General features: G+C 49.5%; 21 protein-coding genes and 1 tRNA gene. 12 read left to right on the plus strand and 10 right to left on the minus strand.

All coding sequences use genetic code 11. The features are described from left to right. Positions 1 to 38: 38 nt before the first annotated feature. Positions 39 to 215, minus strand: coding sequence for a hypothetical protein (locus K1X45_RS15145; RefSeq protein WP_022712261.1), 177 nt, complete (start codon positions 213 to 215; stop codon positions 39 to 41). Next, positions 212 to 415: a hypothetical protein gene (locus K1X45_RS15150; protein ID WP_220159340.1), complete on the minus strand. Its 204-nt coding sequence runs from the start codon at positions 413 to 415 to the stop codon at positions 212 to 214. The genes K1X45_RS15145 and K1X45_RS15150 overlap by 4 nt, the downstream gene beginning before the upstream one ends. A 406-nt stretch (positions 416 to 821) precedes the next feature. On the opposite strand from K1X45_RS15150, the gene K1X45_RS15155 reads away from it, so the two are divergent. Next, positions 822 to 1,541 (plus strand): glutathione S-transferase family protein, encoded by a 720-nt coding sequence (locus K1X45_RS15155; RefSeq protein WP_220159341.1) that lies wholly within the window; start codon positions 822 to 824, stop codon positions 1,539 to 1,541. 52 nt (positions 1,542 to 1,593) lie between these two features. Here the strand turns inward: K1X45_RS15155 and K1X45_RS15160 are convergent, their stop codons facing one another. Then, positions 1,594 to 1,938, minus strand: coding sequence for a DUF2147 domain-containing protein (locus K1X45_RS15160; protein WP_220159342.1), 345 nt, complete (start codon positions 1,936 to 1,938; stop codon positions 1,594 to 1,596). Between the two features lie 401 nt (positions 1,939 to 2,339). On the opposite strand from K1X45_RS15160, the gene K1X45_RS15165 reads away from it, so the two are divergent. Beyond that, positions 2,340 to 2,600 carry a hypothetical protein gene (locus K1X45_RS15165; protein ID WP_022712257.1) on the plus strand — a complete coding sequence of 87 codons (261 nt, stop codon included), beginning with the start codon at positions 2,340 to 2,342 and terminating at the stop codon, positions 2,598 to 2,600. 47 nt (positions 2,601 to 2,647) lie between these two features. On the opposite strand, the gene K1X45_RS15170 is transcribed toward K1X45_RS15165, so the two are convergent. After that, complete coding sequence (locus K1X45_RS15170; RefSeq protein WP_075654578.1) at positions 2,648 to 3,298, minus strand: YitT family protein; 651 nt, start codon at positions 3,296 to 3,298, stop codon at positions 2,648 to 2,650. A 520-nt stretch (positions 3,299 to 3,818) separates the two neighbouring features. Here K1X45_RS15170 and K1X45_RS15175 point away from each other — a divergent pair. Beyond that, positions 3,819 to 4,478, plus strand: coding sequence for an antifreeze protein (locus K1X45_RS15175; protein ID WP_220159343.1), 660 nt, complete (start codon positions 3,819 to 3,821; stop codon positions 4,476 to 4,478). A 113-nt stretch (positions 4,479 to 4,591) separates the two neighbouring features. Here K1X45_RS15175 and K1X45_RS15180 read toward each other — a convergent pair whose 3' ends face one another. From K1X45_RS15180 to K1X45_RS15190, 3 genes are all read right to left on the minus strand, one after another. Further along, the gene (locus K1X45_RS15180) at positions 4,592 to 5,335 is read right to left on the minus strand and encodes a hypothetical protein (RefSeq protein WP_220159344.1); all 744 of its coding nucleotides are present in this window, start codon (positions 5,333 to 5,335) and stop codon (positions 4,592 to 4,594) included. 355 nt (positions 5,336 to 5,690) lie between these two features. After that, entirely contained in the window at positions 5,691 to 6,761 is a 1,071-nt protein-coding gene (locus tag K1X45_RS15185) for a porin (RefSeq protein ID WP_151158106.1), read from the minus strand. Between the two features lie 198 nt (positions 6,762 to 6,959). Then, a tRNA-Ser gene (locus tag K1X45_RS15190) sits at positions 6,960 to 7,049 on the minus strand. A 638-nt stretch (positions 7,050 to 7,687) separates the two neighbouring features. On the opposite strand from K1X45_RS15190, the gene K1X45_RS15195 reads away from it, so the two are divergent. The 3 genes from K1X45_RS15195 to K1X45_RS15205 all read left to right on the plus strand — a co-directional run bounded on the left by K1X45_RS15195 (position 7,688) and on the right by K1X45_RS15205 (position 10,644). Next, on the plus strand, positions 7,688 to 8,767 hold the full coding sequence (locus K1X45_RS15195; protein ID WP_220159345.1) for a porin: 1,080 nt from the start codon (positions 7,688 to 7,690) through the stop codon (positions 8,765 to 8,767). A 286-nt stretch (positions 8,768 to 9,053) separates the two neighbouring features. Then, positions 9,054 to 9,980, plus strand: coding sequence for a site-specific integrase (locus K1X45_RS15200; protein WP_028233875.1), 927 nt, complete (start codon positions 9,054 to 9,056; stop codon positions 9,978 to 9,980). A 304-nt stretch (positions 9,981 to 10,284) separates the two neighbouring features. After that, positions 10,285 to 10,644: a DUF423 domain-containing protein gene (locus tag K1X45_RS15205; RefSeq protein WP_255560453.1), complete on the plus strand. Its 360-nt coding sequence runs from the start codon at positions 10,285 to 10,287 to the stop codon at positions 10,642 to 10,644. A gap of 144 nt (positions 10,645 to 10,788) precedes the next feature. On the opposite strand, the gene K1X45_RS15210 is transcribed toward K1X45_RS15205, so the two are convergent. Further along, positions 10,789 to 12,837 carry a lytic transglycosylase domain-containing protein gene (locus K1X45_RS15210; RefSeq protein WP_220159347.1) on the minus strand — a complete coding sequence of 683 codons (2,049 nt, stop codon included), beginning with the start codon at positions 12,835 to 12,837 and terminating at the stop codon, positions 10,789 to 10,791. Positions 12,838 to 13,774: 937 nt separating this feature from the next. Here K1X45_RS15210 and dapA point away from each other — a divergent pair. Both dapA and smpB read left to right on the plus strand, forming a co-directional pair. After that, entirely contained in the window at positions 13,775 to 14,659 is an 885-nt protein-coding gene (gene dapA, locus K1X45_RS15215) for a 4-hydroxy-tetrahydrodipicolinate synthase (protein ID WP_220159348.1), read from the plus strand. Positions 14,660 to 14,893: 234 nt separating this feature from the next. Further along, positions 14,894 to 15,370 (plus strand): SsrA-binding protein SmpB, encoded by a 477-nt coding sequence (gene smpB / locus K1X45_RS15220; RefSeq protein WP_220159349.1) that lies wholly within the window; start codon positions 14,894 to 14,896, stop codon positions 15,368 to 15,370. Between the two features lie 48 nt (positions 15,371 to 15,418). On the opposite strand, the gene K1X45_RS15225 is transcribed toward smpB, so the two are convergent. Next, positions 15,419 to 16,123, minus strand: coding sequence for a uracil-DNA glycosylase (locus tag K1X45_RS15225; RefSeq protein ID WP_220159350.1), 705 nt, complete (start codon positions 16,121 to 16,123; stop codon positions 15,419 to 15,421). A gap of 16 nt (positions 16,124 to 16,139) precedes the next feature. Further along, positions 16,140 to 16,712, minus strand: a complete 573-nt coding sequence (locus K1X45_RS15230) for an NYN domain-containing protein (RefSeq protein ID WP_022711959.1) — start codon at positions 16,710 to 16,712, stop codon at positions 16,140 to 16,142. Positions 16,713 to 17,198: 486 nt separating this feature from the next. Between K1X45_RS15230 and rpoZ the strand changes: the two genes are divergently transcribed. The 4 genes from rpoZ (at position 17,199) to K1X45_RS15250 (ending at position 21,927) form a co-directional block, all read left to right on the plus strand. Further along, positions 17,199 to 17,600: a DNA-directed RNA polymerase subunit omega gene (gene rpoZ, locus K1X45_RS15235; RefSeq protein ID WP_022711960.1), complete on the plus strand. Its 402-nt coding sequence runs from the start codon at positions 17,199 to 17,201 to the stop codon at positions 17,598 to 17,600. Positions 17,601 to 18,014: 414 nt separating this feature from the next. After that, positions 18,015 to 20,249 (plus strand): bifunctional (p)ppGpp synthetase/guanosine-3',5'-bis(diphosphate) 3'-pyrophosphohydrolase, encoded by a 2,235-nt coding sequence (locus tag K1X45_RS15240; RefSeq protein ID WP_022711961.1) that lies wholly within the window; start codon positions 18,015 to 18,017, stop codon positions 20,247 to 20,249. A gap of 9 nt (positions 20,250 to 20,258) precedes the next feature. Further along, positions 20,259 to 20,837, plus strand: a complete 579-nt coding sequence (gene pyrE / locus K1X45_RS15245; protein WP_022711962.1) for an orotate phosphoribosyltransferase — start codon at positions 20,259 to 20,261, stop codon at positions 20,835 to 20,837. A 367-nt stretch (positions 20,838 to 21,204) separates the two neighbouring features. After that, positions 21,205 to 21,927, plus strand: coding sequence for a helix-turn-helix domain-containing protein (locus K1X45_RS15250; protein ID WP_028233878.1), 723 nt, complete (start codon positions 21,205 to 21,207; stop codon positions 21,925 to 21,927). Positions 21,928 to 21,946: the final 19 nt, after the last annotated feature.

Below are 21,946 nucleotides of genomic sequence, written 5' to 3' on the forward strand. Positions count from 1 at the left end.
GCTGCGCCTCCGGTTTTGCAGAATGGTTAAACAGGGCATTATTTCTGCAGGCTGACCACAAGAACCAGACCGGTTGCGGTAACTTTTCCGCCGGTATTGGCGGCAATGCCGGTAAAAGCAGCAACCGGCGCTACAAAGAACAGGCTGAACACCGCAATGCGCATGGCGAGATAACATGTGTCGGTCAGAGTACTGAGAAAATTCGCGGACATCATGGCAGCATCTCCTTTTCCTGTGATTTTGTGATTGTAACGGCTTGTGCAGGGCGGGAGATTTCGGTTTTCAGGAAAGAATGCGATAATGTCTGAGCCAGATGACCGGTGCGGTTTGTATGATTTTCATTCATCAGCAACAGGCTGAGAAATACCGTGCCGAGAGCGAACAGGCTGATAATGGTAAACCGGTGATACAACATCGCTTAGCCCCCTTTGGTCGAACATGTCGCTGCGGATATCATAATGTGCGACACGATCTGGTCAGGAATGATCCTGTTATCCGTAATCTAACGGCGTCGGGCTGAACTCTTTCTGAGAGGGGCGTTCATCGGACGTTCAAATTCCTGAAATTGCATTAAGCATATATTTTTCAGCGTGAAACGAAATTTGGTTTTATGGATTGCCTAATCTGTAGTCATGACTATATATTGTTTGCAACCGGACAATCACGCATATAATCATGATGTTTGTCCTTACCGGTTTCACCGGAGTATAATTTCTTAAACCTGAAACAGTTTAACTTGAAATTATGCTCTCATTTTAAAGTGTTAGAGCGCGTTTTGTACGCCGATGGGTGTACGGCGCTCTAGTCAGGAGCTGATCTCTATGAGTGCCGAGCCTAAAACCCAGACGAAGCCGATTGAACTTTATTACTGGCCGACACCGAACGGCTGGAAGATCAGCATCATGCTGGAGGAACTGGGTGTTCCTTATGAAGTGAAATATGTGAATATCGGTAAAGGCGATCAGTTCGAGCCGTCATTTCTGAAAATCGCACCGAATAACCGTATGCCAGCGATTATTGATCCGGAAGGGCCGGATGGCCAGCCGATTTCGGTTTTTGAATCCGGCGCTATTCTGCAATATCTGGGGCGTAAATTCGGTAAATTTTATCCGGCGGATGAACGCAAGCGCGTAGCCGTTGACGAATGGCTGATGTGGCAGATGGGCGGGCTTGGACCAATGTCCGGTCAGGCAGGACATTTCCGCGTCTATGCACCGGAAAAAGTCGAATATGGTATCAATCGCTATACGAATGAAGTGAACCGGCTCTACGGCGTTTTGAATCGTCAGCTTGAAGGCCGTGATTATATTGCCGGCGATTATTCCATAGCCGATATGGCCTGTGTGGGCTGGATCAGCGCCTATAAAAACTACGATCAGAAACTGGAAGATTTCCCGAATCTGAAACGCTGGTATGAGGCTGTCACAGCCCGTGCTGCGGTGCAGCGCGGTATGGAGCTGGGCAAAGTTGAACGCGAGAAAAGCAATCTTGCGACCGATAAATCAGCGCAGAGCGTTTTGTTCAATCAGAAAGCGCGCTGACTATAAAACAAAGCGTTGCGCGATCATCATCCGCAACGCTTTTTCATTTGTTTTACTGGCGTGCCAGTTTTTCGGTCTTGCAGATCAGCCCGCCTGCCACACAACCGGCCAGCGATAATGTGCCACCGCTGACACTGGCTTTACCGGAATATGTCTTGCCTTCGTCAAGCTTATTGACGGTGCCTTTATAGCTGCCGTCTTTACCGCTCATTTTGCCGATGGATTTGCCCTTATATTCACCGTTGAGCACGGTGCCGCAATAATCCTCACCGCCGCAGCTTTTATATTCAATGATAGTGCCGGATGTACGTTTCCACGTGCCGATAATCGGTTCTGCTGCTAGAGCAGGGCCGAACGACAATGTCAGGGCTGTCATTGCAAACAAGATTTTCTTCATCAGTTCCTCCCGAAGATGCGTAATATGTGATGGGCATATGGCTTACGCTCACGTAAACGTAATCCAAAGAATGACGCTTGAAAAGAGCCGATTTTGCGTTGCGCAAATCTCACTTCTGTTCGGCATCGTAACGAGCTGAAGTGATTATTGGTTAGCAGCAGGTTTAAATTATCCTGTGCTTAAAAGCCTTGACTTTTGCAGAAAACCCGCAAAACCGGCAGAGTTATTCTTAATGAATTCTGATGTTTACCCATTGTTTGGATTTTGTTGATTGCCCGTTAAGGATGGTATTTAACGGCGGTTTCAACTCTTTCCGGCATCTTGTTAATAACAACAGCAGAGATCTGCACGGGCTTTCCGGCTCTAAGCGGACCGCAGTTTAACAGGACAGGATGAGAACAATGTTTGCACGTTTCAGCGCGAAGTCAGAGAATAATATCAATGCCATGCAGGCCGAAATGCTGTTTGAAACCGGCATGATGTATTATGCAGGGCGTGATTGCGTGGCAGACCGTATTGAAGCCTATAAATGGTTCAATATTGCAGCCATCCGTGGTGATGACCGTGCTCTGCCGATGCGCAGTAAATTGTCAGAAATGATGAGCAAGCCGGAGCTGGTGCGCGCTTTGCGTGAGGCACGCGAATGGATGGCGCGTCACTGATCCCGCCATCCGGCTTTGTCAACTTGTAGCCAGATACCGACTTCTCTTTAACTTGTGGCCAGATACCGGCCGGGCTTGTGGTTGATTGCAATAATAACATTCATAACCACAGCGCCGATCAGCGAAATTGCAACCTGTTGCGGGGACAGGTAAAACAGCGATACAGCCATCAGAACCAGATCCAGAGTAAGCTGCGACCAGCCGGCGCGGATATTGTAATTATCCTGCAGATAGAGAGCCAGAATATTGATGCCGCCGACACCGGCACGGTGGCGGAACAGGGCAAGCACGCCCATTCCCATCAAAGTGCCGCCCATAAAAGCTGCAAAAACCGGCTGCAGGTTGGAGAAATCCACCCACATCGGGAACAGGCGGGTAAAGAGCGACATCAGTGCTACCGCCACAAAGGTGCGGATTGTGAAGCGCCAGCCCATGCGCTTGATAGCCAGATAATAAAAAGGCAGATTGATCAGGAAAAATACCAGAGCAAACTGCCAGTTGGTTGCATAATGCACGAGAAGAGCCACACCGGCTGTGCTGCCGGTCATCAGCTTGGCTTGCGCATAAAGGGTAAGTCCGAGGCTTACAAAGCTGGTGCCGATCAGCATCGCCACAACATCTTCATAGAAGCGGTGTCTCTCGGTCACAGATATTGGTGATAGAGCCGGAATCGCATCCGGAGTTGTGACTTCAGCCATGAAAAAAGACCCTGCAACATGCTGCTGCGGCGTATTTTAAACGTCGGACAGGATATTGTTTAAAAGAAAACTGAAAAGCAGCAGAACCTTCATTGATCTCTGCCACTGGCATTATTTAGCCGATAACCGGCGTAAAATCAGCGGTGAGAAAATTGTTATTTTTAACGTGGCAATAGCGATTTATGAGCAAAATCCGGCTTTTTATATGCCAATAATTGCGCGAATATTTTGCTGGGGCGCTGGTGTGGTGGCGAAGAGGAATATGTATAGGCCAAGTTAAAAAGGCTGATTTACAGCGTTTTACTGCCCTGAAATGCATCTGAGTTATAAAATATTGCACCTCAGCATATTATAAAAATGCTATGTTTGAGAGCTATAATATAAACAATCACGATGTTGTCTCACAGCGCGTCAACTCTTTTCAGAATTTGTGAAAAGGTTTTGCGTGCGGAATATTATACGATATTGACAGAAAAACGCTTTAGGCACAGTGTTTTAAAACCTAATCAGGAGAACAGAGATGAAAATTCAAACTCTCAGCCGCCTTGGCGGCGCAGCATTGCTGACAGGAATGGCCGTCTTTGTGCTGTCTTCACCGGCAAGTGCGCTGACAATGGCAGAATGCAGCACGAAATATCAGGCTGCAAAAGATGCCGGCACGCTCGGTACTATGAAATGGAATGATTTCCGTAAAGCACAGTGCGGTACTGACGCGGCTGCAACTCCGGCACCTGCGGCTCCGGCTAAACCAGCAGCAACTGCTGCAAAGCCTGCCAAGCAGTCGCCTGCTGCTGACAGCGCAGATGCCGCCAAAGGCCTGACAATGCAGCAGTGCTCTGCAAAATATAAAGCAGCGCAGGAAACAGGTCTGGCGACCGGTCTGAAATGGAATGCTTTCCGTAAGGCTGAATGCGGTCCGGGTGCAGACCCTGAAAAAGTAACATCCGTATCAACAAAAGAGCCGGCAGCTCCGACTGTTGCTGCGCCAAGCGGTGTTAAATTCCCGTCTGCGGTTTCTGCTAAATATGCGACTGAAACTGAAGGCAAGCAGCGTATGAAAACCTGTCTGGATCAGTATTATGCCAATAAGAGCGCGAATTCTCTGAATGGTCTGCGCTGGATCCAGAAGGGCGGCGGTTATTACAGCCTTTGCAATGCACGTCTGAAGGGCAATTCCTGATTTATTTATCAGGCCTAGACTATGAAAATAAAAAGACCCGCCTCAGTTTTGAGGCGGGTCTTTTTGTAAAGATTGCATTTTGCTCTGATCTTATGCACCTGCCAAAAACTGCTTCAGGTTTTTTCAGTTTTCTTTGCGGGTTTGGATTTGGCTTTTACCGCGGCGGGTTTTGTTGTTTTTTTAACCGCGCGCTTTGGCGCTTCTGTCGCCGCTGCAGCTTTGCTCATCAGTTTCTTTGCCTGTGCAACCCAGCTTTCCCGTTCAGCACGTCCGGCAAAACCGGTGGTGCGGTTCAGCCATGTGATCTGATCCGTATTCAGATCGGTAAGCTGATCATAATGGAAAATACCGGCATTATATAATTTGGCCTGAATTGCGTTACCTATACCGGTAATCTGGGTCAGATCATCAGCTTTGTCCTGTCGCGGTTTCTTCAGGCGCTCCGGTTCGGAAGGGGCTGGCGGAGCCGGTGTTTCTGCTGCCTGTGAGGGCGCAGCAACTGCTTCGGCAGGATTTGTTTCTGCGGCTTTAGACGCAATATGAATAACAGGGCTATGAGCAGGGCCGACCGGTTCCGCATCCGGTACAATCTTTTTTATGGCTTCTGTGGTTTCTGTTGCAGCCGGTGTTTTAATGACTGTCTGTGCCGCACTCTCATGTTTGGATGGGCTTGCCTTCACCGGTGCTGCGGGTGCCGGTTTTTTCTCAGGCCCTTTGCTCTTGGGTGTCACTGCTGTTGCAGGCGGGATAATACTTGCTGCCGGTTGCTTTGCCTTTGCCGTCGTAAGCTTGCTGTAAATTAAGCCGAGGAGAAATACGATTACACCGATCAGGGCGATCCAGAGTAAAAAATCCATATAATTCTCCTTGTGAAACGTGTCGGGCAGGGCAGGTGAATGCGATGCATTCTGACTCATCCTGATCAGCCTGCCGATTATCATTGGCTGTTTTAAAGCAGAGCAGAGGATAAGTGTGCTGTAAAATATAGCAGATCACCGCCGACTGCAAAATGCCACGCATTATAAATGCGTGGGGATAAAGACCAGACATATAAATACCGCTTGTTATTTAAAGTCAGTTTTAGAGCATGTTGCACAAAAGCGGATGCCGGTTTTCCGATAGTGACACGCTCTGGAATGCACAAAACAGAAAACCCGGCAGCGTGAGCTGCCGGGTCTCTGTAACCTTACGGTCTGTTCTAAGTCGTAAAACTTAGAAAGAACGCTGGAAGCGGATCATACCACCCCAAGCATCTTCGCCGCGAACAGCTGTAGCATACTTGTCGGTGTCTTTCCACTTGGTGTAGGAAACTTCAGGAGTAATTGTGAAGCCCGGAACCAGCTGGTAAGCTACGTTTGCAGTGTAAGCCTGTTTGCCGAAATCTTCGTAAGCAGCCTGCAGGTTGAAAGTAGCTTTGTCGGTTGCCTTGTACTTCAGACCACCCCAGACAGCCCAATCGCCGCCCCAGTTGCCGTACATGCCAACAGCTTCTTCGTAAGAAGCGTAACCGCCCTGTACCCATACGGAGAATACGTCAGTTACGTTTACGTCGAGGCGAACTTTACCAGCCCACTCTTCGATTTCAGAGTCGTAAGCTGCAACACCTGCGATCGAGCCCCAAGCCTGTTCGAACTTCAGACCACCAACAACGTGTGGCATGTAGTCATCGATTACGCCGTCATAAACGTTGCCGTTGATGTCGGTGAATGCGTCAACGCGTTCGCCCTGTTCGGCGGAGATGATTGCCGAGAAGCCGTTACCACCGGTGAAGGTGTAGCTGATCAGGTTTGTGTCATATGCACCTGGCGATACAACGTCATCGTTGATTACGTCGCCGAGGTAACCTGTGAAGGTGTGGAATGCGGATTCATCTTTACCGATGCGCAGACCGCCCAGTTCGATGTAAGCGTATTTCAGCTTGTCCTGTTTGAAGTCGCCGTCGCCGAATTCAAAACGGTTTTCGGTGAAGGTCTTCAGTGTGCCGAGTTCGGTTTCAGTTGCTGTGTGTGTACGCAGTGTGAAACGGGTGTTGGTGGACCATGTCTTACGGTCACGACCGGAATACACATCGTCGCCGCCTTTGAAGTCAGCGCGAACATAACCGGAAATACGCAGGCAGGTTTCTGTGCCTGGAATGTAGAAGTAGCCAGCGCCGTAAGCGTCGCAAACGCGTACATATTCAACAGCTTCTGGTTCTGGTGCAACGATGGCGTCGGCAGCCTGAGCGCCGGTTGCTGCAACGAGAGCGGCAGCGGAGCCGAGAAGAAGGCTCTTAATGTTCATTTCTGACCTCCAGTCAGAAACATACACAATCATAAAAATTCAAGTATTTTCAATGCGTTACAAAAATCCATGGAATCTTTTATTTTTAAAGCCCTAAAACTGGTCATAAAAACGCGGGATAAAAAGCGCGTAAAATACAAAAAAACCGGCAAGAATGAATTCTGCCAGCTGCCTGAAAATCAGTTTTATATGAAACTATGGCGGAGAGGATGGGATTCGAACCCATGATACCCTTCCGGGTATACTCCCTTAGCAGGGGAGCGCCTTCGACCACTCGGCCACCTCTCCGGTAAAGGCGCAATAGCCGGTAATAATCATGAGTTCAAGCACTTTACGCATCCGGAACCAAAAAATCTTATCCATCAACAGGATGATTTCAAAAAAGGTATTAAATTCCGATAGTTTTCCGCAGTTTATGCACCCCTATAAAGAGAGGCCTGCTTTAAAACACATAAAACGGAATCAAAATCACAGAATCAAAACACTTGATGCGCCGCAGCTGATTCACGGGCACGAACAGGGCAAATCACCTGCCAATATTACGTCTATAAGAGGATGAAACCGGGCGGCTCAATTCAGGTCTTCTCTGGCACGCAACACTGTTTCAGCCTGTGGAAACATCTGAAAACCCCGCAAAAGCGGCAAATTTTCGTTAATTTATTTTAATAAATATAAACAAAACATAAATAAAATCCGGCACCTAGGGGGTGTTTCGTGTCTTTTCTGCAACACGATATGTCGATAGCAACATCTTACCCCCTCCTTATGCGTTTTCAGTGTTGCAACGAAACTGAGCACGAGTATCTTGAGGGCAGAAGAAGGAGCGCTTCGGTAGCGACTTTTTCATCCAAGGGGATGGGGACAGGTTGTCCTTCAGCCAAAACAAAATGCCCAGACCCATTTAAAACTTTGACTGGAGGTCAGAAATGAACATTAAGAGCCTTCTTCTCGGCTCCGCTGCAGCTCTCGTTGCAGTATCCGGCGCTCAGGCTGCCGACGCCATCGTTGCACCAGAACCAGAAGCTGTTGAGTATGTACGCGTTTGCGACGCTTACGGCGCTGGCTACTTCTACATTCCAGGCACAGAAACCTGCCTGCGCATCTCCGGTTATGTTCGTTTTGATGCGTCTGCTGGCGATGATCCATATTCCGGCAAGGACAGTGACACTTGGGGTACAAACACCCGTTTCACGCTGCGCACACACACAGCTTCGGAAACTGAGCTTGGTACTCTGAAAACTTTCACCGAAAACCGTTTCAACTTCGGTGACGGCGAACAGGGCAGCCACACTCTGAAGCATGCTTACATTCAGCTGGGCGGCCTGATGCTCGGTAAGACCGACTCAGCTTTCCATAGCTTTACCGGTTACCTCGGCGACATCATCAACGATGACGTGGTAAGCGCAGGTCTCTACAATACCAACCTGGTTAGCTACACCTTCACTGGCGGTAACGGCTTCTCGGCAATCATCTCCGCTGAGCAGGGCGAAAAAGCTAAAGCTTTCGGCCATGGCAACTCGCTTCCGATCGCTTATGATGCTGTAATCGACGACTACATGCCACACGTTGTTGGTGGTCTGAAGTTCGAACAGGCTTGGGGTTCGATCGCCGGTGTTGCTGCTTATGATGCAGAAATCGAAGAGTGGGCAGGTAAAATCCGCCTCGACGTAAACGTAACTGAACAGTTCTCCGTATGGGTACAGGGCGGTTATGCTTCTTACGAAGCTCCTGTTGGTATGTACGGTAACTGGGGCGGCGATTGGGCTGTCTGGGGTGGCGCGAAGTTCAAAGCAACTGACAAAGCTACCATCAACGTACAGGCTGCTTACGAAGATTGGGGTAAAACCGCTGTTGCTGCAAACGTAGCATACCAGCTGGTTCCAGGTTTCACCATCACTCCAGAAATCAACTACACCTCTTGGAAGGGTGATCACCCAGTACGCGTACTTGGTGGAGCTCCTAAGGATGCTTTCGGTGGTATGATCCGCTTCCAGCGTTCTTTCTAAGCCATTGGTTTAGTTCGAAAAAAGATACCAGCGGCTATGTCGCTGGTATTTTTGTCTCAAATGGGGCGTTCAAGCGGGGACCATCTTTAACGAGATGCGCTTATACAAATACCAGATGTAAATTTTTGTATTGATGGGGCGGACTAAGACTTTTCGAGGGGGCATATCAGAAACTCAACCAGAGTGGTTTTATCATGCTGACCTCACAAAAATGTTACTCAGACTTGTTTTATAAAGTTTCTGCCTATAAAGCTCCAAGTCGATCAAACGGCTGGGGGGCCTTATGATGGAGCTGAATCGGGACATTTCTTTCGAAAATTCTGAGAATTTTACGCCTGTAATGGGCTATAATCTCAGCTTTACGTCATCCAATACAAAAACACATCGCATTGTGAATCAGTATTCAGTTACTGATTTATCCGAGCGCTATCTCAATATTTTATGGGACGACGGGTCTCATAAATATAATGTGAGATTATTTCTCGGTGAAATTAATGAGATTCTGAAGGGGGAGCGTTTCAGCGGCTTTAGTCAGGAAATGCTCGACAGAATTATCGGTTCCCTGCGTGAACGCAATAACAGCAATGCAACCATTAATAGAAAAATGGCTGCACTCAGCAAGTTGTTGCGAAAGGCGTATAAGATGGGGGACATCTTTAGCCTGCCGGAATTCATTCGTCAGAAAGAGCGGGCAGGGCGAATTCGTTTTCTTGAACTTGAAGAAGAGGCACGTCTTTTCGCTGCGATTAAAGCACGTTGCGAAAACAGCTATCGGCTGGCCGTGTTTCTGGTTGATACAGGTTGCCGTCTGGGTGAGGCAATCGGCCTGACATGGAATGATTTACACGATCCGCGTGTCACTTTCTGGCTAACCAAGTCGAACCGGAGCCGTACTGTTCCCTTGACCAAACGTGCCAGAAAAACCTGTAAAATACCGGTTGAACGCCATAAAGGGCCGTTTTCTATGCTGACGCAGGTCGAATTCCGCGCAGTGTGGAATGATGCCAAATATGAAGTCGGTCTTGGTACAGATACACAGGTTGTTCCGCATATTCTGCGTCATACATGCGCATCGCGTCTGGTTCGCGGCGGTATTGATATTCGCCGTGTGCAGATGTGGCTTGGTCACCAGACATTGCAGATGACAATGCGTTATGCCCATCTTGCAACCAATGATCTGGATAGCTGCGTAAAGGTGCTGGAAGTTCGCTAAAGATTTCAACGAATTCACGCTGTTTCCTGTAGTCTCGGCGTTGCTGATTGGGGGCAACAGCAGTGTGAAGTGTTCAGAAATCCGGTGTGGCGCGCGGATATGACAGAATATGCATAGCGGCTTTGGGGAAGGTTCAGTATCCCGTAATCGGGCACGCTGCATCATGTGCTCTAAACTGTTATAGAAGCTTGCTTTCTTGAGTAAGAACGCGTTTTAGCGCGGACTTTTGACGGCAGCCATTGATTAAAGCTGTGCTTATCTGCATTGATGGCGGGCAGATAATCAATTTACAGGATTTATGAATATGACTGCTGGCGTTGAACGTCTGTTTCTGTTTTTCTCCGGTTTATCCGGTGCTGCTGCAATGACAAGCTATGCAGCATCTGCACACGGCGATCATGCGTTTTTAGGTGTTGTAGCGCCGATTCTGTTGGGGCATGCAGCTGCTTTTTTGGGTTTTTCTTTTTTAAGTGCACGCAGTCGTGCCATTTACTGGGCAGGCATTCTGGTGCTGCTCGGTCTTGTTTTATTCGCGGGTGATTTGATCCTGCGTGATCTGACAAGCAACAGATTATTTGCTATGGCCGCGCCGACAGGGGGCACATTGATGATTGGCGGATGGTTGATGACGGCTCTGTGCGCATTCATTCCTTCAAAAAAATAATATCATCACAGTCATTTTTCCCGAGAAATCTTAAATTGTAAGATATTTTGGACGGGAAAAGACTGGATTTTCCATACAAAAAGCCGCGCTGTCAGCTGACTGCGCGGCTTTATTGATAGTAGTTTCCAGAAATGACCGGAAAATTTAACCGCGACGGCCGCTTATCAAATCCTGCTGAATATTGGCATTGCCATAGAGACGGGATTTGTAGACGGCGTAATTCTCCATCACCCGCTGCACATAGTTGCGGGTTTCTGTGTATGGAATACGCTCAATCCAGTCGACAACCTGATCGAGATTCTGCCCGCGCGGATCACCATATTTGGCGATCCATTCACTGGCGCGTCTCGGGCCTGCATTATATCCGGCAAAAGTCAGGATATAGGAGCCGTTGAAACGCTCAATCTGTTCGCCGAGATAATGCGCACCCAAAGTGGCATTATAAGCGGCATCAGTGGTCAGGCGCTTGTCGGAATAAGCAAGACCTGCACGCTGGGCAACGCCTTTTGCCGTGCCCGGTAACAATTGCAGCAGGCCGCGCGCACCGGCGCTGGAAACCGCTGAAATATTGAATTCACTTTCCTGACGGGCAATCGCATAGGCGAGGGCGGCGCCGGAGCCTTTAATATTCGCATTGGCCGGAATGGCGCCTGTCGGATGAGATAATGCTCCGACATCGAGACCGCGACCGGCAGCGATCTTGCCGACGCGCAGTGACAGGTAATGATTGCTGTTGCGTTCAGCCATAACGGCGAGAAGCGCCAGTTCACCTGTGCTGCTCAGTTCCTGCGCCATATTGATGTACAGGCTCTGCGCCCGATTGCCATAGCCGATGGATTCGAGACGGCGGATTGCACGAACCGGTTCGCGGCTGTCAAAACGTTCACGATCTGCGGCGCTTGGTTTCGGATAAGGCAGCTGCAGAACATTATTGCCAAGCTTGGCTGCTGCCAGCTGACCGTAGAACGATGTACCGTAATAGGATGCACGCTGATACATTTGCTTTGCATTGCCGCCGCCACCGGATTCTGCGGCACGACCCATCCAGTAATAGGCGCGGGATGCAGACATCGGACGCGAGGAAATTTCAGCAATACGGCTAAAATGTTTTTGCGCAGTAGAGGCGTCATTCAATGCACGCAGAGCATACCAGCCTGCATGGAATTCTGCATCTGCAGCCATAGTCGGTGTTTCCGCACTGTGAGCAGCGGCTAAGCGATATGCAATTTGCGGCTTGCCGATATCCAGCAATTCACGGGATAAAACGCGGCGCTCAATCCACCATGCATCCGGATCAACCAGTGATCTGGCATCACGCGGTGCCTTCAGCATCAGATTGGCGGCTTCCGTATAGCGCTCGGAGCGGCGCAGATACTGGATTTTTGCAAACAAAAATGCAGGATTTGACTGCCATGAACTATGAACAGCATTGAGCTTTTGCGCCGCATCCGGAGCACGTTTGTTCACGGCAGCAAAGGCGGCATAAAGCGATTCCGCATTGGCTGATGCGGCTAAACGCGATGCTGATGACAGACGGTTATCATACAACATGCGCAGAAAACGTGTCTGATGATCTTCTTTGGTCAGAACGCCGGAAAATTCACGCAAAATCAGCGTTTCATCTTTTGTATCAAGCTTGGCGCGTGCCCACCACGGCGCAAGCAACTGGCGTGCCTGTGCGCGGTTTCCGCTGGCAAGATAAGCGCGACCCAGCAGGATCATACCTTCGGTGGTCTGAGGTTTGCGGTTTCCGAGATAGGAAATCACTGTGCCGGCAGGGGCATTTTCACGGTAAAGTGCCCGTTCTGTGTTGCGCTGAACTGTGGTCATACCAGGCCAGTCACGCAATTCTGCGGCGGCAGCAACATAGTCAGCACTCGACAAGCCGTCTGCACCGGACAGAGCCAGAGCCCATGTCAGGATATGGCGGTCGAGATCATTGGCGGACATACCGTTGCGGATTGCCAGCGCACGGCGTGCATCTTTTGAAGACAGGGCATCCAGAGCGGTTTTCAGGCTGCCGCTCATGGCTGCCGGTGCCTGCGCACGTGGTATCGTGGCGGTGGTTGTCGGATCCGGCCGCATCATCGGCGCGGGCATATTGCGCATCGCTGTTGGCGCAAAAGGGCGCAGCAAAGGCGTTGGCACATTTTCAGCTTCCTGCGCACCGGCTGTCAGCACATTTCCTGCCATGCTTGCACTTAAAAGTGTAAGGGCTAAAAAAAACTGATCTGGTCGCTGTCCGAAAAGTGCAAATTTACGCATTACAAATCCGTTATAACCGTGTTGAAGCAAATTTAAGGCAGATTATTAAGATATCCGAGTGAAAACTGAGAGTTATAGAAATGTCGCTCTCAGTGGTCAGGGGTTCTGAATATGCTGTTAAATGCTGCCGGTCTTCTGTGCTTCCAATTATAGGTTAGACCTGTGAAGGCAATGTTAATGAAGCCTTACCTGAAAGACGGGTTGATATCGTTTTTAATAATAAATTCATCGTGATTTGCGCCCCAATTTTGCCGGTATTGACTGTTGTTTCTCAGAAGAACGGGGATGAATTGCAAATCACTTGCTGACAGGTTTTCATCACTATGTATAAAACATTTCGTCGGACTGACGAAATGCGCGTTTATTTTTATCATAGCGATGAAATGCCTATGAATATGCGTAAATTTGCTTGATGCAGCAGTTTTGCAGGACTATGGTGCAGCACTTTTCACGAACAGGTGGTGGTGCCATCATTCTGTACGCGGCTGCGAGGCCTGTATGGATGGTCGTTCTATGGCATTTGTAGTGAATATAATAACATTCTTATGGGCTGTATATTAGAAACCATCATATATGCGGTTTGAAATTGCATACAGGCAGCGCAGGGCTTTTTTGATTTTGCAAAATTTGAAATTGCCGGAGATGCGGGGCTGATATTATCAGTCCGGATTTTCCTCTGCGTCACCTGATCTTCAATATTAGAGCGCGTGTGCCCGATCGGGTGCACAAAACCCGCTCTAACACTTTAAAATTAGAGCATACTATTCCGGGATTGCAAATCCGGCGTAATAAACTGCATTATCGGTCGATTTTTCGCTGATATGTAATTCATATTAAAACACAGGCAAACTTTTGGGAGTACCCGATGCTTAAGGGCTCAATCACGGCTATCGTCACACCTTTTACAGAGCAGGGTGGTTTTGACGAAAAAGCGTTCCGTGGCCTTGTAAACTGGCAGATCGAGGAGGGGACGCATGGCTTTGTACCGGTTGGTACAACTGGCGAAACTCCGACACTGTCCCATGATGAGCATAAACGGGTAATCGAGGTTTGCGTTGAAGAAGCGAAAGGCCGTGCGCAGATTATAGCCGGTGCCGGTTCTAATAATACTGTTGAAGCCATTGAGCTTGCCCAGCATGCGCAAGGTGCTGGTGCTGATGCTGTTCTGGTTGTGACACCTTATTATAATAAGCCAAATCAGCGCGGGCTTTATGCGCATTTTTCCGCTGTTGCCAAGGCGATTTCAATTCCGCTGGTGATCTATAATATTCCGGGACGCTCGATCATTGATATGACACCGGAAACAATGGGCGCTCTTGTGCGCGACCACAAAAATATTGTTGGCGTGAAAGATGCAACCGGCAAAATTGAACGTGTTTCCGAACAGCGCGCAACTTGCGGTACAGACTTCATTCAGCTGTCCGGCGAAGATGCCACGGCTCTGGGTTTCAACGCTCATGGCGGTCGCGGCTGTATTTCCGTAACATCCAATATTGCACCGCGTCTTTGCGCGCAGTTTCAGGAAGCCTGTCTGGCCGGTGATTATGCAACAGCACTGACAATTCAGGATCGTTTGATGCCGCTGCATAAAGCGTTGTTTATGGAGCCGAACCCTTCAGGTGTTAAATATGCGCTGGCACGTACCGGACGCATTACCAATCATCTGCGCCTGCCTTTGATGCCTGTTGAGGCTGAAACCGCAGAGAAAATCGATGCAGCGCTGCGTCATGCAGGTCTGCTCAATCAGTAATTTTGCGTAACCGGCATAGTTGAACAGTTTACGCTGTTTATTTTGCTGCAAATCATCTATCGCCTGCCGGTACATGAGTATTGAACCGGCAGGCTTTTTTATATTCAGCTTGTTGCAGTTTAAGCCGGAAAAGCTCTGGATTCTAAAGTGGTCGCATTATCACGGTCGTCAAGTTCATCCAACTTGACTGTGAAATGCTCTAGTAAAGTTGCGGATCAGATATATATTGCTGCCATGAATACGAAAAAAAATGCACCTGCACGCAAAGTCATCGCAGATAACCGCAAAGCGCGTTATAATTTCGAGATACTTGAAGTGATTGAAGCGGGCCTGGTTCTCTCGGGAACCGAGGTTAAATCTTTGCGCTCCAATCAGGCAAATATCGCTGAAAGCTATGCCAGCTATGAGAATGATGCGTTCTGGCTGATTAATTCCTATATTCCTGAATATACGCAAGGCAATCGTTTCAATCATGATCCGCGGCGGTTGCGCAAATTACTGCTCAGCGAGAGAGAGATTGTGCGTCTGGCCAATTCCATCGCCCGCGACGGGATGACAGTTGTGCCGTTGAAGCTCTATTTCAACGAGCGTGGCCGTGCGAAGCTCGAAATCGCTCTGGCACGCGGTAAGAAACTGCACGACAAGCGCGAGACGGAAAAGAACCGTGACTGGAATCGTGAAAAATCACGATTGCTCCGTGATCGCGGGTAATACCCGAAATATTAAAGCCCTGTCTCAGACAGGGCTTTTTTTATGAGCTCACTTCTTGGGATTATCGTTCAGATAATCGCGCACATTGCTGAATACATTACGGAACATGGCTTCCGTGAGAACACCGGTATTCGTGTTGTAGCGCGAGCAGTGGTAGCTGGAGAAAATGCGCAATTGACCGATATCAGTTTGTACGCCATGGCCGAATTTATGTTTTGAGACCGGTTGGCCAAGGGCGCGGATTGTCGATTGATGGGCTATGGTGCCAAGCGTGACAATCGCCTGCAAGTTAGGCAGACCGGTAATGAACGGCGATAAAAACTGGCGGCAGGTATTGATCTCGGCACCGGTCGGTTTGTTCTCCGGCGGCACGCAGCGAACAGCATTGACGATAGCGCAATCATTGAGCGTCAATGTATCATCAGGGCGCGCTTCGAAATTGCCCTGAGCGAAGCCATAATCTTTCAAAGTGGAATAGAGCAGGTCACCGGCATAATCGCCGGTAAAGGGGCGGCCGGTGCGGTTGGCGCCGCGTAAGCCCGGTGCAAGGCCGATAATCAGCAGGCGTGCCCGTTCGGTAAAAGCGGGCAGGGTGGTGGTGCAAACCGCTGTTGCACTGTTCTGCGGATCTGTCGGCAAAAATGCAGGAACCGGAGCATTATGCCATGAGGGTTCATTGCCCCGCCAGACTTGAATAAAGTCGTGAAGGCGGGGGCAGAAAGCGCAATCGCGGGATGGTTCCGGATACTGCAAAACAAGTCAGAAGAGCTTAGTACAGCTCTTCTTCCTCTTCAAAACGGCGAGCCGGACGCTCAGAGGCTTCGCGGCTGATTTCAGACTTCAGGGTCACCAGATCAAGGAAATGGTCTGCCTGACGGCGCAGCTCATCGGAAATCATTGGCGGCTGTGTAGTGAGTGTCGAAACAACGCTCACCTTGCGGCCGCGACGCTGCAATGCTTCCACGAGGCAGCGGAAATCGCCGTCGCCGGAGAAGATTACAAAATGATCGACGGTTTCAGTCAGTTGCATGGCATCGACAGCAAGTTCGATATCCATATTGCCTTTTACCTTGCGGCGGCCGGTTGCATCAGTAAATTCTTTGGCAGCTTTGGTAATGACCTTGTAGCCATTATAATCAAGCCAGTCGATCAGGGGGCGGATGGATGAATATTCCTGATCTTCAACAAGTGCAGTATAGTAATAAGCACGCAGCAAGTAACCGCGCTTCTGAAAAGCTTTCAACAATTTGCGGTAATCAATATCAAAGCCAAGTGTCTTGGATGCAGCGTAAAGATTGGCGCCATCGATAAAAAGCGCGATTTTTTCGCGTGAATCAAACATTTTGATAATTATCCATTCTTCAGCAAATAATATTTTGCTGATTAATTGTCCGCACTTTTCAATTTTTAGTTTTGAAAAAAGCCTCTCCTAGTTTGCGTTCTAAGGCGCATCTACAGAAAGGCAAGCAATCACAGGTTGTTTTTATTGCCGTATTTGGAAAAGACAGGGAAAATGTGTGATTAAGATATCACAAATATCATATAAATGAAATCTATTCATTTGGGAGCAAGAGTATAAACGATTTAGAGGACTTTATTGCAGGTTTTTCAAAGCCCGCAGAACAGCGTGGATTTTAAAAGATCGGGAGCGATTCTGTGGGGTTTTGTGACGGAAAAATGAAGTCTCAAGGCTATGAGAGCTGTGTTTGCGCACAGATATGGAAAATCAAAACCGCTCTATGTGCGCTTTTGCTTGTTTTTTGTGTCAAGTGGCGTTATGGAAATCGAGAATTCCTGAATTAATTTTGAGATATGAAAGGGGCGATCTATGGCCCGCGTTACCGTTGAGGATTGCGTTGACAAGGTAGACAACCGCTTTGAGCTGGTTCTGCTTGCCAGCCATCGTGCACGTCAGATCTCTCAGGGCGGTCAGATTACCATTGATCGCGACAACGATAAAAACCCGGTTGTTGCGTTGCGTGAAATCGCTGACGAGACCCTGTCACCGGGCGATCTGAAAGAAGACCTGATCCACTCGCTGCAGAAGCATGTGGAAATTGACGAACCGGAAGCACCGGCACCATTGCAGATCAGCGGCGCTCTGGACGAGCTGGGCGGCGAAGTTGTTGTCGGCGCAGAAGACATCGTGACATTCGACAGCATGAGCGAAGAAGATCTGCTTGCTGGTATCGAAGGTCTGGTTGCACCGGAAAAGAGCGACGATTACTGATTTTTGTTGAGGCGCTTTAAGCTGTTTCAACAGATATCCGGCATTGTTTTCAGACTGCCGGTGTCAGTAAAGACCGGATTATTAAAGCGCTGCAGATTATTCTGCGGCGCTTTATTTTGTGCGCATCAGGCGGCTCCTTGGGCTAGAGCGCCGTGCGCCCCATTGGGCGCACAATGGTCGCTCTAACACTTAAAATTAAGAGCATAATTTTAACTTAGACTGCTTCAAGTTTAAGAAATTATGCTCTGGCCGTTAAAATGCCGCATGAAAAATGCCGGTAGATGCCGGATTATTATATGCTTTAAAACCTGTAGTGCTTTGTGCCGGTTGCGTTTTACAGTAAATTCCGGAGTCGTGACGCCGGTGTCGTTATGTATGATTTGTTTGATGCGCGGGTAAGAGGAGTGCAGGCTGATGATGCGCCAATATGAGCTGGTTGAGCGGGTGCAGCACTATAAGCCTGATGTGAATGAGGCGCTGCTGAATAAGGCTTATGTTTATGCGATGCAGAAACATGGCAGTCAGAAACGTGCGTCCGGCGATCCTTATTTTTCCCATCCGCTGGAAGTTGCGGCAATCCTCACAGATATGCGTCTTGATGAGGCAACCATTGCCATTGCGCTGCTGCATGACACAATTGAAGATACTGACGCGACCCGCGCTGAGATTGACCAGCTTTTCGGCCCTGAAATCGGCAAGCTGGTTGAAGGTCTGACCAAGCTTAAAAAACTCGATCTGGTTTCCAAAAAAGCAGTGCAGGCGGAAAATCTGCGCAAACTTCTGCTGGCGATTTCCGACGATGTGCGCGTGTTGCTGGTGAAACTGGCCGACCGTCTGCACAATATGCGCACCCTTGGTGTGATGCGCGAAGACAAACGTTTGCGTATTGCTGAAGAAACCATGGATATTTATGCGCCGCTGGCCGGTCGCATGGGTATGCAGGATATGCGCGAAGAGCTGGAAGAACTGGCCTTCCGCTATATCAATCCGGAAGCATGGCGTGCGGTGACTGACCGCCTTGCGGAACTGATGGAAAAAAACCGTGGTCTGCTCAGCAAGATTGAGACAGATCTGGCGACATTGTTTGCCGAAAAAGGCCTGCATTCTGATGTTTCCAGCCGGCAGAAAAAGCCGTGGTCGGTTTTCCGTAAAATGGAAACTAAAGGCCTGTCTTTCGAGCAGCTGTCCGATATTTTCGGTTTCCGCGTTATCGTTGATAATGTTGATGATTGTTACAAGGCGCTGGGGATTATTCACCGCACATGGTCGATGGTGCCGGGGCGTTTCAAAGATTATATTTCAACGCCGAAGCAGAATGATTACCGTTCAATCCACACCACAATTATCGGGCCGTCCCGTCAGCGCGTAGAGCTGCAAATCCGCACCCGCGCAATGGATGATGTGGCGGAATATGGTGTGGCAGCCCATTCGATCTATAAAGACGGCCGCAGCAATACGGTGCCAACCGCGATTTCCACGGAATCCAACGCCTATGCATGGCTGCGTCGTACGATTGAGGCGCTGTCTGAAGGTGATAATCCGGAAGAATTTCTCGAACATACCAAGCTGGAACTGTTTCAGGATCAGGTCTTCTGCTTCACGCCGAAAGGTCGCCTGATTGCGCTGCCGCGCGGTGCAACGCCGATTGATTTTGCCTATGCGGTGCATACGGATATTGGCGACTCCACCGTTGGCGTGAAGATCAATGGCCGCATGATGCCACTGATGACCGAGCTGAAAAACGGCGACGAGGTGGATATTATCCGCTCCAAATCGCAGGTTCCGCCTGCGGCATGGGAATCCATTGTGGTTACCGGTAAAGCGCGCTCGGCAATCCGTCGTGCAACGCGCGCTGCCGTGCGCAAGCAATATTCCGGTCTGGGTATGCGTATTCTGGAACGGGCATTCGAGCGCGGTAACAAGCCGTTCAGCAAGGATTTGCTCAAGCCTGCACTGGCACGGCTGGCACGCAAAGATATTGAAGATGTATTTGCAGCGGTTGGTCGCGGCGAGCTGGCTTCCGGAGATGTGCTGAAAGCGGTTTATCCGGATTATCAGGACACACGAGTGACAACGGGAAGTCCTGCGAAAACCGGCGAGAAGGGCTGGTTTAACCTGCAAAATGCTGCCGGTATGATCTTTAAGGTACCGGAGGGTGGTAGCACTGAGGATGTGCAGAAGCAGGCGGCAGCGCAAAATCATGCTGTGCCGATCCGCGGTGCGAATTCGGATTTGCCGGTGCGTTTTGCACCGGAAGGCGCTGTTCCGGGCGATCGTATTGTCGGGATTTTGCAGCCGGGTGTCGGCATCACGATCTATCCGATCCAGTCTTCTGCACTCACCGCCTATGATGACCAGCCGGAGCGCTGGATTGATGTGCGCTGGGATATTGACGGCGAAATGCATGAGCGTTTTCCTGCCCGTATCTCCGTCTCCGCCATTAATTCACCGGGCTCACTGGCAGAGATTGCACAGGTTATTTCGGTCAATGATACGAATATCCACAATCTTTCCATGGTGCGCACCGCGCCTGATTTTACAGAAATGATTATGGATCTTGAGGTTTGGGATCTCAAACATCTCAACCGCATTATTACGCAATTAAAAGAAAGCGCCTGTGTGAGCGATGCACAGCGCGTTAACGGATAAGAGGCTGCTATGAATACTGAAGATGTGCTGGGCGTGTTTCGTGAGGCAGGTGCCATTCTTGAAGGGCATTTTATTCTGACTTCCGGTCGCCGCAGCCCTGTTTTCCTGCAAAAAGCGCGGGTGTTCATGCATGCCGACAAGACGGAAAAACTGTGCAAAGCGCTGGCTGAAAAGATCAAAGCCGCTGATCTCGGTCCGATTGACTATGTGGTCGGCCCTGCAATCGGCGGTCTGATCCCGTCTTATGAAACCTCGCGCCATCTCGGCGTGCCGTCGATCTGGGTCGAGCGTGAAAATGGTGTTTTCAAACTGCGCCGTTTTGAACTGCCGGAAGGCTCCCGCGTTGTGATCGTGGAAGATATTGTGACCACCGGTCTGTCTATCCGCGAGACAATTGACACGCTGCGCGATTTGAAGGCGGAAGTTGTGGCTGCTGCCTGTATCGTTGACCGCTCGGCAGGTAAAGCCGATGTCGGCACCAAGCTGATCGCACTGGCTGAATATGAAGTGCCGTCCTATGATAAGGATAATCTGCCGCCGGAACTGGCAGCGCTGCCTGCCATCAAGCCGGGAAGCCGTAATATCTGAGCTGAACCATGACGCTCTGCTGATTTTCAAAGCGTTTTTTGACGCAGGGCGGAGCGGGATATGGAAATTTGCGAACATTCATGCCATGAGGAACATAGTCTTCGTGGCATGAACAGCTATCGGCTTGCCTCATTAAATTATTGTTGCACATAAAACCCGTCGGGGTGCCAGAGCATTTAGCGTCCGCGATAATACGACGAATTAAAAAACCAGAGCGTGTCCCGAAAAGTGCGAAGCGGTTTTCGGATAAGATACGCGTTAAAACAAAGAGTTAGAGCGTGTCGCGGAAAAGCGGGCACCGGTTTTCTGATAACGACAAGTGTAAAAACAAGGCATCATCGTGGTTTCAGTTCTTACAGCTCAGACAATGCATAGCCAGCGTCACCGTGACCCGTGCGGAGCCTGCGTTGATTGTGAAGTGCGTAAAATGGCGATCTGTGCCGCTTTGCAGGATGATGCGCTGCATGCGCTGGAGGCAATCATGTCTTCACGCAAGCTTGAAACCGGTGAAATGCTGGTGGAAGAGGGCGCACCGAAGCTGAAAGTTTTCAGCCTAACTTCCGGTCTGCTGCGTTTGTTTACATTGCTGCCGGACGGCCGTCGTCAGATTTCCGGCTTCCTCTATCCGGGCGATTATCTCGGTCTCGCTGATGACGGGACTTATTCCCAGACGGCAGAAGCTGTTGTGCCATCCACATTATGCTGCTTTTCCGTAAATGAGATGGACGAGCTGATGGATCAGCATCCGGCATTGAAAGACCGGCTCTATGTGATGACGCGTGAGGCTTTGCGCCAGTCGCGGGATAATCAGCTGGTGCTCGGGCGTCTTGCACCTGTTGAGAAACTGGCCTCTTTCCTGCTGGTGCTCTCAGCACAGGCGAAACGTGTCGGCCATCCGGACAATCCGGTACATTTGTCGATGAACCGCACGGATATTGCAGATTATCTCGGCCTGACCATTGAAACTGTCAGCCGTTGCTTCACAAAATTGCGCACTCAGGGTCTGATTCATCTGCCGGATGCCAATACGGTGAGCATTCTTTCGCATCGTTCGCTTTCAGCCGTTGCCGGTACTGAATTTAAAAGCTGATCTCTGATAATTTTAAGAA

It is taken from the genome of Pseudochrobactrum sp. Wa41.01b-1, assembly GCF_019464455.1.
Classification (GTDB): Bacteria; Pseudomonadota; Alphaproteobacteria; order Rhizobiales; family Rhizobiaceae; genus Pseudochrobactrum; species Pseudochrobactrum saccharolyticum.

Bases quoted from the DNA above. Each gene is read 5' to 3' on its own strand.
- K1X45_RS15145 (WP_022712261.1), bottom strand. From the start codon at position 215: ATGATGTCCGCGAATTTTCTCAGTACTCTGACCGACACATGTTATCTC.
- K1X45_RS15150 (WP_220159340.1), bottom strand. From the start codon at position 415: ATGTTGTATCACCGGTTTACCATTATCAGCCTGTTCGCTCTCGGCACG.
- K1X45_RS15155 (WP_220159341.1), top strand. From the start codon at position 822: ATGAGTGCCGAGCCTAAAACCCAGACGAAGCCGATTGAACTTTATTAC.
- K1X45_RS15160 (WP_220159342.1), bottom strand. From the start codon at position 1,938: ATGAAGAAAATCTTGTTTGCAATGACAGCCCTGACATTGTCGTTCGGC.
- K1X45_RS15165 (WP_022712257.1), top strand. From the start codon at position 2,340: ATGTTTGCACGTTTCAGCGCGAAGTCAGAGAATAATATCAATGCCATG.
- K1X45_RS15170 (WP_075654578.1), bottom strand. From the start codon at position 3,298: ATGGCTGAAGTCACAACTCCGGATGCGATTCCGGCTCTATCACCAATA.
- K1X45_RS15175 (WP_220159343.1), top strand. From the start codon at position 3,819: ATGAAAATTCAAACTCTCAGCCGCCTTGGCGGCGCAGCATTGCTGACA.
- K1X45_RS15180 (WP_220159344.1), bottom strand. From the start codon at position 5,335: ATGGATTTTTTACTCTGGATCGCCCTGATCGGTGTAATCGTATTTCTC.
- K1X45_RS15185 (WP_151158106.1), bottom strand. From the start codon at position 6,761: ATGAACATTAAGAGCCTTCTTCTCGGCTCCGCTGCCGCTCTCGTTGCA.
- K1X45_RS15195 (WP_220159345.1), top strand. From the start codon at position 7,688: ATGAACATTAAGAGCCTTCTTCTCGGCTCCGCTGCAGCTCTCGTTGCA.
- K1X45_RS15200 (WP_028233875.1), top strand. From the start codon at position 9,054: ATGGAGCTGAATCGGGACATTTCTTTCGAAAATTCTGAGAATTTTACG.
- K1X45_RS15205 (WP_255560453.1), top strand. From the start codon at position 10,285: ATGACTGCTGGCGTTGAACGTCTGTTTCTGTTTTTCTCCGGTTTATCC.
- K1X45_RS15210 (WP_220159347.1), bottom strand. From the start codon at position 12,837: ATGGCAGGAAATGTGCTGACAGCCGGTGCGCAGGAAGCTGAAAATGTG.
- dapA (WP_220159348.1), top strand. From the start codon at position 13,775: ATGCTTAAGGGCTCAATCACGGCTATCGTCACACCTTTTACAGAGCAG.
- smpB (WP_220159349.1), top strand. From the start codon at position 14,894: ATGAATACGAAAAAAAATGCACCTGCACGCAAAGTCATCGCAGATAAC.
- K1X45_RS15230 (WP_022711959.1), bottom strand. From the start codon at position 16,712: ATGTTTGATTCACGCGAAAAAATCGCGCTTTTTATCGATGGCGCCAAT.
- rpoZ (WP_022711960.1), top strand. From the start codon at position 17,199: ATGGCCCGCGTTACCGTTGAGGATTGCGTTGACAAGGTAGACAACCGC.
- K1X45_RS15240 (WP_022711961.1), top strand. From the start codon at position 18,015: ATGATGCGCCAATATGAGCTGGTTGAGCGGGTGCAGCACTATAAGCCT.
- pyrE (WP_022711962.1), top strand. From the start codon at position 20,259: ATGAATACTGAAGATGTGCTGGGCGTGTTTCGTGAGGCAGGTGCCATT.
- K1X45_RS15250 (WP_028233878.1), top strand. From the start codon at position 21,205: ATGCATAGCCAGCGTCACCGTGACCCGTGCGGAGCCTGCGTTGATTGT.